11 protein-coding genes are annotated in these 12,400 nt (G+C 73.2%); all 11 read right to left on the reverse strand.

What is annotated here, in order from left to right; translation table 11 throughout:
- Nucleotides 1-6: 6 nt before the first annotated feature.
- Entirely contained in the window at nt 7-987 is a 981-nt protein-coding gene (locus tag OHS18_RS09280) for an ABC transporter permease (protein WP_328453983.1), read from the reverse strand.
- On the reverse strand, nt 984-2,573 hold the full coding sequence (locus OHS18_RS09285) for an ABC transporter substrate-binding protein (RefSeq protein WP_328616655.1): 1,590 nt from the start codon (nt 2,571-2,573) through the stop codon (nt 984-986). The genes OHS18_RS09280 and OHS18_RS09285 overlap by 4 nt, the downstream gene beginning before the upstream one ends.
- Nucleotides 2,570-3,457, reverse strand: coding sequence for a serine hydrolase (locus tag OHS18_RS09290; protein ID WP_328616656.1), 888 nt, complete (start codon nt 3,455-3,457; stop codon nt 2,570-2,572). Before OHS18_RS09290 ends, OHS18_RS09285 begins: the two co-directional genes overlap by 4 nt.
- Entirely contained in the window at nt 3,454-4,839 is a 1,386-nt protein-coding gene (locus tag OHS18_RS09295; RefSeq protein WP_328616657.1) for a serine hydrolase domain-containing protein, read from the reverse strand. The genes OHS18_RS09290 and OHS18_RS09295 overlap by 4 nt, the downstream gene beginning before the upstream one ends.
- A gap of 121 nt (nt 4,840-4,960) precedes the next feature.
- Nucleotides 4,961-6,064, reverse strand: a complete 1,104-nt coding sequence (menC, locus tag OHS18_RS09300; protein ID WP_328453975.1) for an o-succinylbenzoate synthase — start codon at nt 6,062-6,064, stop codon at nt 4,961-4,963.
- The gene (locus tag OHS18_RS09305) at nt 6,061-6,942 is read right to left on the reverse strand and encodes a GNAT family N-acetyltransferase (protein WP_328616658.1); all 882 of its coding nucleotides are present in this window, start codon (nt 6,940-6,942) and stop codon (nt 6,061-6,063) included. The genes menC and OHS18_RS09305 overlap by 4 nt, the downstream gene beginning before the upstream one ends.
- Before the next feature lie 31 nt (nt 6,943-6,973).
- Nucleotides 6,974-8,104: a M20 family metallopeptidase gene (locus OHS18_RS09310; RefSeq protein WP_328616659.1), complete on the reverse strand. Its 1,131-nt coding sequence runs from the start codon at nt 8,102-8,104 to the stop codon at nt 6,974-6,976.
- Nucleotides 8,101-9,576, reverse strand: coding sequence for an amidohydrolase family protein (locus tag OHS18_RS09315; protein ID WP_328616660.1), 1,476 nt, complete (start codon nt 9,574-9,576; stop codon nt 8,101-8,103). The genes OHS18_RS09310 and OHS18_RS09315 overlap by 4 nt, the downstream gene beginning before the upstream one ends.
- Before the next feature lie 168 nt (nt 9,577-9,744).
- Complete coding sequence (locus OHS18_RS09320) at nt 9,745-10,419, reverse strand: TetR/AcrR family transcriptional regulator (RefSeq protein ID WP_328616661.1); 675 nt, start codon at nt 10,417-10,419, stop codon at nt 9,745-9,747.
- A gap of 67 nt (nt 10,420-10,486) precedes the next feature.
- On the reverse strand, nt 10,487-11,374 hold the full coding sequence (locus tag OHS18_RS09325; RefSeq protein ID WP_328616662.1) for an alpha/beta hydrolase: 888 nt from the start codon (nt 11,372-11,374) through the stop codon (nt 10,487-10,489).
- Nucleotides 11,371-12,354, reverse strand: coding sequence for an SDR family NAD(P)-dependent oxidoreductase (locus OHS18_RS09330; RefSeq protein WP_328616663.1), 984 nt, complete (start codon nt 12,352-12,354; stop codon nt 11,371-11,373). The genes OHS18_RS09325 and OHS18_RS09330 overlap by 4 nt, the downstream gene beginning before the upstream one ends.
- Between the last annotated feature and the right edge of the window lie 46 nt (nt 12,355-12,400).

Below are 12,400 nucleotides of genomic sequence, written 5' to 3' on the forward strand. Positions count from 1 at the left end.
GTCACCTCAGCTCTCCCGGATCGTCGAACGCGGGTCGAGCAGCCCGAGCACGACGTCGACCAGCAGGTTCACCAGCAGCACGCCGACGCCGTAGACGAGCACGATCCCCTGCACCAGCGGGTAGTCCTTCTGCAGGATCGACTGCACGATCGTCGAGCCGAGACCCGGCCAGGCGAACACGTTCTCGACCAGCACCGTGCCCGCCACCAGGCCGGTCAGCATCAGCCCGCCCAGGGTCAGCGTCGCGGTCAGCGCGTTCGGCAGCGCGTGCCGGACGTACACCAGCCGCGCCGGCAGCCGTTTCGCCCGCGCGGTGCGGACGAAGTCGGCGCCCAGCACGGACAGCAGCTCCACCCGGACGATCCGGGCGAGCACCGCGGCCGGCCCGATCGTGAGGGCCGCCACGGGCAGCACGTACGCGCCCGGGCCGTCGCCGCCCGCGACCGGGAACCAGCCGAGGCCGACGGCGAGCACCGCCACCAGCCCGACCGCCAGCAGGAAGTCCGGGATGGCGGCGAGCAGCACGCTCCCCGACGTGAATCCCAGCTCGGTGCCGCGGCGGCGGCCGCCCCGGGTCAGCACCGCGAAGCACACCCCGACCGGGACGGCGACGAGGATGACCACCACGAACGCCAGCGCGGCCAGCTGCAGCGTCGCCGGCAGCCGGTCGCCGATCACCTGGGTCACCGGCTGCCCGCTCGCCATCGACGTGCCGAAGTTCCCGGTGACGAGCCCGTGCAGGTAGTGCCCGTACTGCGTCCACAGTGGATCGTCGAGGCCGAGCTCGGCGCGCCGCGCCCGCACCAGCTCGGCGGGCGCGGTCATGCCGAGCGCGGCCCGCACCGGGTCGCCGGGGACCAGGTGGATCATCAGGAACGCCGCCGTGATCAGCACCCACAGGGACACGGCGAACCGGGCCAGCCGGCGCCCGGCGAACGCCGGCCACGGGCTGCCCCGCAGGCCGGCGGGCGCCGTCGCCGTGGTCATTTCGCGAACATCCGGATCGAGGACGGCAGGACGGCGCCCTGGTTGATCGTGAACTTCGTGCCGCTGCCGTAGACCGCGGTGACGGAGTCGATGTAGGGCACCACGTCCACCTGCTTGATCAGCGCCGTCTCCGCGGCGTTCCAGGTCGGGCAGCTGGCTTCGCCGCTCATCGCGGCGGCCTGCTTCACGGCCTGGTCGTAGGCGGGGTTGGCGATGTGGCCGAAGTTCGTCCCGTCCGGCGCGGCCGGGCCGGACACGAACGGCACCAGCTGGCTGGGCAGCGTGAGCCCGAGCGGGCCGAGGGAGACCTCCCACTCACCGGTGCCGAACAGCACCTGGGACAGCCCCGGGCTGTCGACGCCCTTGAGCGTGACCTCGGCGCCGAGCGCCTTCCAGGTCTGCTGGAACAGTTCCGCCGTCGGCGCCATCGTCGGGCCGAGCTGGGTGCCGTAGATGACGTTCAGCGTCAGTCGCTTGCCGTTCTTCACCCGGACGCCGTCCGCGCCGGCCTTCCACCCCGCGGCGTCCAGCGCGGACGCGGCCGCCGCCGGGTCGTGGCCGGGCAGGTTGCCGGTGACGGTGTCGCCCGAGCACGCTTTGGGGTCGGCGGTGACCAGGCCCTGCGACGGTTTGCCGGTTCCGCTGGTGAGCACCTTGCCGAGCTGGGCCAGGTCGAGGGACTGGGTCAGCGCGCGCCGCACGGCTTCGTCGTCACCCGGGCGGCCTGCGGCCTGGTTGTAGAAGATCTCGCCCAGCGGCGCGTTGTAGTCCCCGTGGAACAGCTTGCGCGCGTCGAGGCGCTGGCGGTCCGGGCCGATGATCACCCCCGCGTTGAGCTCGCCCGAGAGCAGCAGGTTCGCCGCCGTCGAGGTGTTGGAGATGACCCGCAGGACGACCTTGTCGGGCAGGCCCGGCTCGGCCTTCCAGTCGCCGGGGCCCCAGGTGTAGTCCTTGCGGCGGGTGAGCGTGTAGTGGTCGTTCGGCACGGTTTCGGAGACGGCGAACAGGCCGGTGCCGCTCTCGCCCTTCGCCAGCAGCTTGCGGTCGGCCAGGCCTTTGCCGCAGACGATCGGCAGCGCGCCGACGTTGCGGAGCAGGAACGCGTCCGGCGCGCCGCTGGTGACCGTGATCGTGCGGGTGGCTTCGTCGGCGGTGGCCTTCGTGCCGGGCGCGATCGTCAGGCCGGCGTAGGGCGACTTGTTCACCGGGTCGCCGACGAACACGATGTTGGCCGCGACGTCGGCGGCGGTCAGCGGGGCGCCGTCGGCGCAGGTGAGGCCCGGGCGCAGGGTGAAGGTGGCGGCGGTGGTCGACGTGGCCGTCCACTTCTCGGCCAGCTCCGGCAGGGGCTTGCCGTCCGCGCTGAGCTCGAGCATCGAGTCGTAGAGGAACTTGTCGACCTGGCCGGTCACCGACAGCACCGACATGTGCGGGTCGAGGTTGCCCGGGTCGGAGCCGAGGGCGAAGGTGAACGTCCCGCCGTCGACGGGGGTCTGGCTCGAGCCGGTGTCTCCCGGTCCCGCGCAGGCGGTCGCCACGAGGGCGAGCCCGCCGAGCAGGACCACCGCGGTCCGTGTGGGGGTCATGGGGTTTCCTTCCGCAGGTGGTCCACGGCGAGGCGGGCGGCCGCGCCGATCGCGGCGTCCACAGCGGGCTGCCGTTCGTCGAGCGAGTCCGCGCGGGTGAAGACCGCGACGGCGAACCGGCGTCCGCCCGGGTAGGACACGACGCCGGCTTCGTTGCGGACGGCCGGCAGGGTGCCGGTCTTGGCCGCGATGGTGACGTCCGAACCGAAGCCGGACGAGATCCGGTGCGGCCAGATCTGGCGGGCCATCATCGAGCGGACCTTCTCGCAGGCCGCGGGTTCCGCGGCGCGGTCGGTCCAGACGGCGTCGAGCAGGGTGGTGACCTCCCGGGGCGTCGACGACGTCGTGCGGTCCGGGTCGAGCACCGAGAGCTTCCACGTCTGCTCCGGGGTGGCCCCGGCGAACGCGGCGTCGAGGTCGCCGTCGGCACCCAGGTCGGCCATGACCGAGGCGAAGAGGTCCTCACAGCAGCCGATCAGCCGTGTCCGCCTGAGGTCCAGGTCGTCGAGCACGCGGTCGACGGCGGCCTGGCCGACGCGGTGGTAGAGCACGTCGGTGGCGGCGTTGTCGCTCATGGTCAGCATGAACAGCGCCAGGTCGCGCCAGCTCATCTCGACGTCGTCTTCGCAGCCGGCGGTGCCGATCCCGCCGATGCGGTAGCGCTTCCCGACGCGGGTGCGCTCGGTCTCGTCGAGGCGGCCCGCCGCCACTTCGCGGGCGTAGGCGACGGCGACCGGGATCTTGAACACCGACGCCAGCACCACCGGCTCGTCCGCGCCGAGCGCCACCTCGCCCCGGCCGCCGCCGATCTCGCGCGCGTGGACGAAGCCGCGCGCGCCCGCGGCGGTGAAGACCGCGGCGATCTCGTCTTCGACACCGGTCATGCGCGCACCCGCCGGTCGGCGCGGCCGGTGTGCAGGTACAGCGCGTGCCCGGCGCCGTCGTCGCCGACGAAGGCGTGTGGGATGTACATGCCCTGCATCGGCTCGGCGAGGATCAGGGTGTCGCCGCTCATCGCGACCAGCTCGCTCTTCACCGGGCCGCTCAGCTCGGCGAAGATCCCCTTCGGGACGCGCTCCACCCAGACGCGCCCGCTGTCGTCCTGGCTGACCACGATGTCCGCGACCGTCGAGGAGTACTCGCCGACGTACCGGGAGGCGTCGACGCGCGGCGCGGCCGGGTCGGGCACCGGCGGCGGCGCCAGCTCGATGCCGGTCAGCTCGCGCAGGACGTGGCCGAGGATCTCGGTGTACAGGGGAATCGGGTCGCCGCCGTTGGTCAGCAGCGCCACGGCGACGCCGTGCTCCGGCGCGACCCGCAGGAACGACGCCTGGCCGATCGTGTTGCCGTCGTGGCCGACCAGAGCGCCGCCGGGTGAGTCGAACAGCGACCAGCCGAGGCCCCAGGCGTCGCCCATCAGGCCGAGGTCGGGCAGCTCCACCAGGCGTTCCCGCATCGCGCGGGCGCTCTCGGCGCTGAGCACGCGGGTGCCGTCCGGGCCTTCGCCGTCACGTAGGTGCATGCCGGCGAACGTGGCGAGGTCCCGCGCCCGCATCGCGAGCATCGAGCCGGCCGGCGCGTTCGACGGCGCCAGCGCCCAGATCCCCGCGGGCTCCGGCTCGGCGCCCGGCTCCGGCGTCAGGTGGCCCAGCGCGGCGCGGAACCGGATCGCCTCGTACGGGCTCTGCGCCGCGTGCGTCAGTCCCAAGGGGACGAACAGGTGATCCGCCAGGCACTGGTTGTAGTCCTTGTCCCGCAGCACTTCCACGACCCGGCCGAGCACGCAGAGCGCGGCGTTGTTGTAGGAGAACATCTCGCCGGGCGGGAAGAGCTGGGGCACGTCGTGCAGCGTGGCGACGTACTTCTCGACGCAGTCGGCGCCGCGGCCGGTGTCGGTGAAGATGTCGCCTTCGAAGCCGGAGGTGTGGCACATCAGCTGCCGGACGGTGATCCGTGCGGCGGCCTCGTCGTCGGCGAGCACGAACTCGGGCAGGTACCGGCGGACGGGCTCGTCGAGCTCCAGCTTGCCCTCGTCGACGAGCTGCATGGCCAGCGTCACCGTCCAGACCTTGGTGACCGAGCCGATCTGGAACACCGAGTCGGCGTCCGCCTCGACGCCGGTCCCCTTGTTGAGCACGCCGGCCGCGCGGTCGAGCACCTCGCCGTCGGCGTACACGGCGACCGACGCGGCGGGCACGTGGTTTTCGGCCAGCAGTGCGGGAAGCCGGCTTTCGAGCCAGGTCCCGAGCTCGGTGAGTTTCGACATGGTTGCCTCTCGTCCGATGGGTGAACCGGCGTTGCCGGCGATGCTATGACCTGCGCTTACCCCGCCGGTTCGTCGAATCCGACGAGACCGGGGGAATCTTTCATCGCGGCGGACGAACCGGTCAGGCCAGCCAGCTCTTCGCGGTCGTCACTTCGGCGAGCCGGCCCGCGATCGGCGTCACGCCGAGGCCGGGGCCCGACGGCACCGGCAGGTGCCCGTCCGCCAGCACGAACGGCTCGGTGATGTCCTCGGTGTAGAACCGGTCCGACGCCGAGGTGTCGCCCGGCAGCGTGAAGCCCGGCAGCGACGCGAGCGCGACGTTCGCCGCCCGCCCCAGGCCGGTCTCGATCATCCCGCCGCACCAGACCGGGATCCCGTGCGCGGCGCAGACGTCGTGCACCCGCCGCGCCTCCAGGTAGCCGCCGACCCGGCTGGGCTTGATGTTGACGATCCGGCACGCGCCGAGCGTGATCGCGTCGGCGGCCGAGCGGGCCGAGACGATGGACTCGTCCAGGCAGATCGGCGTCCGGATGTGCTTGGCCAATTCGGCGTGGCCGAGCACGTCCTCCTCTTCCAGGGGCTGCTCGATCAGCAGCAGCTCGAACGGGTCGAGCCGGGCGAGCTGCGGGATGTCCGACAGGGTGTACGCGGTGTTCGCGTCGACCTGGAGCAGGATGTCGTCGCCGAAGCGTTCCCGGACCGCGCGCACCGGTTCGACGTCCCAGCCGGGTTCGATCTTGAGCTTGATCCGGACGTACCCGTCGTCGAGGTAGCCGCCGACGACGTCGAGCAGGTGCGGGACGGTCTCCATGATGCCGACAGAAACTCCACACGGGACAGAGTCCTTTGTGGACCCGAGCGCCGACGCGAACGACACGCCGTGCGCCCGCAGCTCGGCGTCGAGCACGGCCATCTCCAGTGCCGCCTTGGCCATCCGGTGGCCCTTGAACTTCGCCAGCAGCGGCGCGACCTTGTTCGCCGTCAGGTCGCCGGCCGCGATGAGCGCCGGGACGAGGAAGGTCCGCAGCACGTGCTCGACGCCGTCGACGTACTCCGAGGAGTACAGCGGGTCGATCATCGCGCCGCACTCGCCCCAGCCCTCGCCGTCGGAGGTGACGGCGCGCAGGAGCAGCAGTTCGCGTTCGGCCTGCGTGCCGAACGACGTCCGGAACGGCGCCACCAGCGGCATCCGCACCCGCAGGAGTTCCACACCACTGAGTTTCACGGCTTCTCCCTGGCGACCACGTAAAAACCGGCACGATCGAACCCGACGACCTCGGCGCCGCCGGCCATCAGGCCGCCCAGCACCTCCCGCAGCGCGACCCGCCACGACCGCCCCCGGCCGGGGTCGACCCGGCGGAGCGCTTCGATGTCCGGCGGCACGGCGACGAGCACCAGCGGCCCGTCGGCGCTCCCGGTCACGGGTCCGCCGTCCGGGCCCACCGCCAGCGCCGTCGACGCGCCCCGCGCTCGCAGCGCCACCGCGTCGAACCTCGCCGGCTCGCCGAGCGCGGCGGCTCGCACCGGCGGGCTCGCCAGCTCCCAGGCGACCATGATCCGGTCGGTGTCGCCCGACCCGTTGATGCTGTCGTGCATCGGGCCGTAGAAGTCGGGCAGGTACTGCGCCGGGCGGGCGCCGAGCTTGGTCACGTTGAAGTGGGCGTTGCGCCGGACGAGGGGATCGAACGTCCAGGAGATCACCGGGACGTCCTGGTGCAGCGCCCACGCACGCTGGTGCAGCTTGAGCGCGAAGCCGAGGCCGCGGCCGAGCCCGGCCGGCAGGATCCCGGCGATGTGGCTGTGCAGGCCCCCCTTCGCAGGCCGGCCGAAGAACCCGAAGCAGGCACCGAGGAGCCGGGGCCCGTCGAAGGCGCCGGCGACGTAGTTGCCCGCCGCGACCATCGCCTTGAGCAGCTCGGCGTTCACCGGCTGGCTACCCGGTTCCGGTTGCCAGATCGACTCGAAGAGCAGCGCCACCGCCGTCAGGTCGGGGACCTCGGCGAGTTCACGGACCTCGGCCCCCGAAGCCGCGGCGGCGGTGGCGGCCGCGGCGGCCGCCTCGTCCCGCAGGGACGGGACCGTGTTCGTCACAACGTCAGTCACGGGACCATCCTTTCCGGATCGGGCCGGCGCGTCACCGTTGTCCCGCACCGGATTCGCCCCCGGTGTTGGTCGTGGCGGACGAAGTCCCTTGGGCCAGCACGGTTTTGGTCAGCGAGACGAGCAGCGCGGTGCGCGGGAGCAGCTGGGCGACGACGACGTGTTCGTCATCCGCGTGGGCGCCGCCGCCCACCGCGCCGAGGCCGTCGAGAGTGGGGATCCCCAGCCCCGCCGTGAAGTTGCCGTCCGACGCGCCGCCGACCGACGCGGCCGTGAGCGTGCCGCCCGAGAGGGAATTGGCCAGGTCGAACAGGTCCGCGGACGCGACGGCGTCCAGTGGCGCGCGGTTGATGCCGCCGGCGATCCGGATCCGGGAGCCGGGCAGCACCGGCCGCAGGCTCCGGACGGCTCGGTCGACGCGGTCCTGCTCGGCCGCGTCCCACACCCGCGCGTCGACCGCGACACTCGCGGCGGCGGGCACGGTGTTGGTCGTCGTCCCGGCCGAGAGCGCGGTCGGGACGACGGTGGTGCCCCGATCGGCGTCGGCGAGCGCGGCCACCGCGAGGATCTGGTGGGCGATCTCGATCCCGGCGTTGACGCCCTTCTCCGGTTCGAGCCCGGCGTGCGCGGCACGGCCCTCGACCTCGATCCAGTACCGGGAAACCCCTTTGCGGCGGGTCTTCAGCGCGCCGCCGTCGGCCGAGGCTTCGAGGACGAACACCGCGTCGCAGCTACGGGCTTCCTCTTCGATCAGCGCGCGGGACAACGGTGAGCCGATCTCCTCGTCGCCGGTGATCAGGATCGCCAGGCCGGTGCGATCGGCCAGCGCCGCGGCGGCGTGCAGGGCCATCACCACGCCGGCCTTCATGTCGAAGCAGCCGGGTCCGCGCAGCACGCCGTCCTCGATCGCAAAGGGGTGTGTCCGCAGGGAACCCAGGGGCCACACGGTGTCGTGGTGGCCGAGCAGCAGGACCCGCGGCGGGCCGTCGCCGAAGTGCCAGCGCAGGTGCGTGCAGCCGTCGGTGACGATCCGCTCCGGCTCGGCGCCCAGCAGCCGGCGCCCGATCGTCGCGACGGCTTCGGCGCTGCGCGCGACGGCGTCGTGATCTTCGGACGGCGACTCGCTCCGGACGAGGGTTTCGATGTCGGCGAGGAGGTCGTTCACCGCGGCTCACCCCGCACCGGCTTGCCGGGGAACGCGTCCGTGCGCAGTTCGCCGTCGCCGACCACGGGAACCCCGCCGACGTACAGGTGCCGGACACCCTGGGACGGCCGGGTCGAGTCGGCGTAGGTGGCGGTGTCGGTGATCGTCGCCGGGTCGAGGACGACCAGGTCGGCGTCCGCGCCGACGCCGAGGTGGCCCTTGCCGCGAGCCGCCGGGGCGACGTCGTCGAGCAGCCGCGACGGCAGGTGGGAGCACCGGCGGAACGCTTCGAGCCAGGTCCAGGCCCCGGTCTCCCGCACCATCAGGCGCAGGGTCTTCGCGAAGGTGCCCGCGGTCCGCGGGTGCGTCGTGCCGCCCGGCGGGAGCGGCCACTCGGTGCTCTCGGTGCGGCCGTCGGGCCAGTACACCGGCATCGCGTCGCTGGCGACGATCGAGTCGGGGAAGGCGAGCGCCTGACGCAGCGTCGCCTGGTCGCGGGGGTTGTCCTCGTCGAGGAACTCCAGCAGGCACGGCGCGCCGGGGTCGGCGGCGCGCAACTGACGCAGGCGGGCTTCGTCCGCGACGCGCTCGCCGGTCTCGAGGAGCACCACGCTCGACGGCGAAAGTCCCTTGAGCCGCAAGCGGTCCGGGTCGATGAACGCGGCTCCGACGGCGGTGCTGCCGGCACCGTACGGGTAGGCCTCGACGGTGACGCGCGAACCGGCGCCGCGGGACTTCTCCAGGGTGTCCAGGACGCGGTCGAGGTGGTGGCCGGAGGTGCTGTTGACGTGGCAGTGGTGCATCGCGGCGCCGGTTTCGGCCGCGGCGATGACGATCTCCTCGGAGCCGTCGACCGGGATCGCCGGGTCGACCTCGACCAGCTCGCGGACGTGCGTGTAGGTGGGCACACCGGCCTTCGCGGCGAGGTGCGCGACGGCGAGGAACTCACCGGGCTCGGTCGCGGGCGCGTACCCCATCAGGACGCCGATACCGAGCGCGCCGGCGGCCAGCTCACCCTCCACAAGGGACAGCCAGGCGGCCAGTTCCTCCGGCGACGACGACCGTTGCCACGCGGGGTTGCCCAGCACAGCGAGACCGCTCTCGATCTGCGCGTCCGGCTCGATCCCGGCGAGCACCTGCGCCCGGGCGGCGGCCCAGCAGGCGGAGAAGCCGTAGTTCAGCGGCCGCCCGGCCGCGGCGGCCTCGGTATAGGCCCGGTCGAGGGGCATCAGCCCGGCTTCGAGGTCGAGGGTGGTGGTCACGCCGTCCAGCGCCTGCAGCCGCTGCCCGGCGATCGAGTGGACGTGGCTGTGCAGGTCGACGAACCCGGGCCCGACGACGAGCCCGGTGACGTCCACGACCGTCGTCCCGGCCGGCGCTTCGAGGCCGGCGCCGACGGCGGTGACCTTGCCGCCGTCCAGGAGCACGTCGGCGACGCCGTCGAACCCGGTCCCGGGGTCGACCACCCGCCCGCCCCGCAAGAGTGTCCGCACCGCTGCGCCTCCTCGTCGTCACGTACTCGGGTCGTGGCGACGATAGGAGGGATTCCGGCGGAGCCGTTGGTCCGCGACGACGAACCAGGACGGTCCGGTCCATCCGCGCGGACGAACCCGCGGCTCCCGGTCGTGAGTGTTCAGGGCGGTTAGAACCGCCCTAACCACTCACGACCGTGCGGGCGGGGTCACCGGGGCCAGGAGCAGGCCGGTGATCGCGTCGATCAGCCCGGTGCCCGCGTCGTCCCAGGTCGCGCGCGGGGTCGCGGTGGCCTCGGCCAGGGCCCGCTCGCGCTCCGCGGTCATGTGGATCATCAGCTGGCGCGCCATGTCGCCGCGCTCGGCGCGGACGTCCGGCGGGAGGACCGAGAGGGTCCGGTTCAGCCCCGCCACCACCTTCGCGAGCGCCGAGGAGGCCATCGACTCCTCGGCGATGATGGCGCGCAGGGCCGGGTCGGTGAGCACCTGGGCGGTGAACCGGGCGAACCACGTCGGGGAGCCGAGCTCCCGCAGGTACGTCGTCGTCGGGCGGATCAGGCAGGCCACCCAGTCGCGCAGCTCGCCCGGGCCGTCGGTGGCCTCGACGGCCTCGACGGCCTCGACGAGCTCGGCGCGCAGCCGCTCGACGCGCTCCGAGTGCTTGCGGGCGATCGCGCGGACCAGGTCGGTCTTGGTGCCGAAGTGGTAGTTGACCGCGGCGTTGTTGCCCTGGCCCGCGGCCTCGCTGATGTGCCGGTTGGACACCACCTGCACCCCGTGCTCGGCGAACAGCCGCTCCGCCGTGGCGAGGATGCTCTCCCGCGTGGCGCTCGCGCGCTCCGCCCGGACGGCCTTCACGTTCATCCCTGCCACCTCGTCTCCCCCGTGCTCGGCTGCCTTCACCTTACGGAGTCACCGTCCGGTCCCCGCATCAGGCGAACCGGCTCAACCACCCCCGCGCGGTGGCGAGGTAGTCGCGGGCGAAGCCGGTGTCCGGGGCCCAGGCCTCGAACCCGTGCGGCGCGCCCGGTGCCACGTGGACGGTCGTGTCGACGCCCGCCGCGCGCAGCCGGCGGGCGTACTCGGCGTCTTCGTCGTGGAACAGGTCGATGTCGCCGACGCCGATCCAGGCCGGCGGGAGGCCGCTCAGGTTCTCGCGGCGGGCGGGGACCGCGTAGTGCGGGACGACCTCCGCCCCGGGTTCGACGCCGAGGTAGGCGCGCCAGCCGAAGCGGTTGAGGCGGTTGTCCCAGCCCCGGTGCCGCCGGGCGTCGAGGTCGCGGCGGGCGGCCGTGCGGTCGTCGAGCATCGGGCAGAACAGCCACTGGGCCGGCGGCCGCTCCCCCGCGTCACGCAGGCGCTGGACCAGCGCGGCCGCGAGGCCGCCGCCGGCGCTCTGCCCGCCGACGATCACCCGGGCCGGGTCGGCGGCGTGCTCGCGCGTCCACGTCCAGGCGGCGTGGCAGTCGTCGAGCGCCGCCGGGTACCGGGCCTCCGGGGCGAGCCGGTACTCGGCCGACACCACGGTGATACCCAGCTCGCGGGCGGTGTCCGCGCAGAACCGGTCGTCCTGGACCGCGGCGCCGATGACCAGGCCGCCGCCGTGGATCCACAGGAGCGTCAGGTCGGACCGCGGCTCGCGTGGCCGGTAGACCCGCCACCCCGGCGTGACCTCGACGTCGACGTCCGGCGCGGCCGCCGGCCGCGCCCGGGTGGTCCCCCACCGCACCAGGCGCAGCCCCCAGGCGCGTTCCAGCGGCAGGCGCGGCAGCCACCGCGCCTTGCCGCGCAGCTCGGGCGCGATCTCGGAGAGCTTCACTGGGCCGACCACCCGCCGTCCGAGGGCAGCACGACGCCGTTGACGTTCGCGCCGTCGTCGCTCAGCAGGAACGTGATCGACGCGGCGAGCTGCTCCGCCGTGGCGATCGGCGGCATCAGCCCGAAGAACGCGCCGAGCCGATCCTGCCCGAACGCCGACGGTGTGCCGCTCTGCCCGATGCCGGTCGCCACCCCGCCCGGCGCGACGGCGTTGACGCGGATGCCGCGCGGCCCGTACATCACCGCGCAGTTCCGGGTGATCCCGACGACCGCGTGTTTCGAAGCGGTGTAAGCGACCCCGGCGGCCGAGCCACGCAACGCGGCCTCGGAGGCGATGTTCACGATCGACCCGGATCCCGCTTCGAGCATCGCCGGGACGACCGCGCGGATGAGCCGGAACGTGCCGTCGACGTTGACCGCGAAGACGCGCCGCCACAGCTCGTCGCTGACCTCGTGGGCCGGTGAGAAGTCGTCGGCGATCCCGGCGACGTTGGCCAGCCCGTCGATCCGCGTCCCGGCGGCGGCCAGGATCCGCTCGATCCCGGCGGCGTCGGTGATGTCCGCGGCGACCGGGACGAGTCCGGGCGACCGCGCGGCGAACTCGTCGAGCCGGCCCGCCGAGACGTCGACCGCGACGACCCGGCCGCCTTCGCGGGTGATGCGCGACGCCGTGGCGCGGCCGATGCCGGAAGCCGCGCCGGTCACCACGACCGTCCGGCCCTCGAACCGGCCGGGGACGGTCCGCTCCCGGGCACCGGTGGCCGCGGGGACGACCCCGTCGTTGACGCGCGCGACCAGGTCGTCGACGACGTCCTGGCCGAGTTTTCCCTGGCTGAGCGCGACGAGCCGGCCCAGCGGAACCTGCCGGATCGGCGCGAGCACGCTCTCGTCGAAGCCCGCGCCGGCGAGCAGGGCCCGGATGAGCGGGCCGCCTTCGGGGTGGGCCACCCACTCGCCGATCGGCGTGTCCGCGGTGATCATGGCGACAGCCTACCCCAGTTTTAAATCACTTGCTTGACCACAGTTT

This window comes from Amycolatopsis sp. NBC_00355, from assembly GCF_036104975.1.
GTDB lineage: Bacteria > Actinomycetota > Actinomycetes > Mycobacteriales > Pseudonocardiaceae > Amycolatopsis.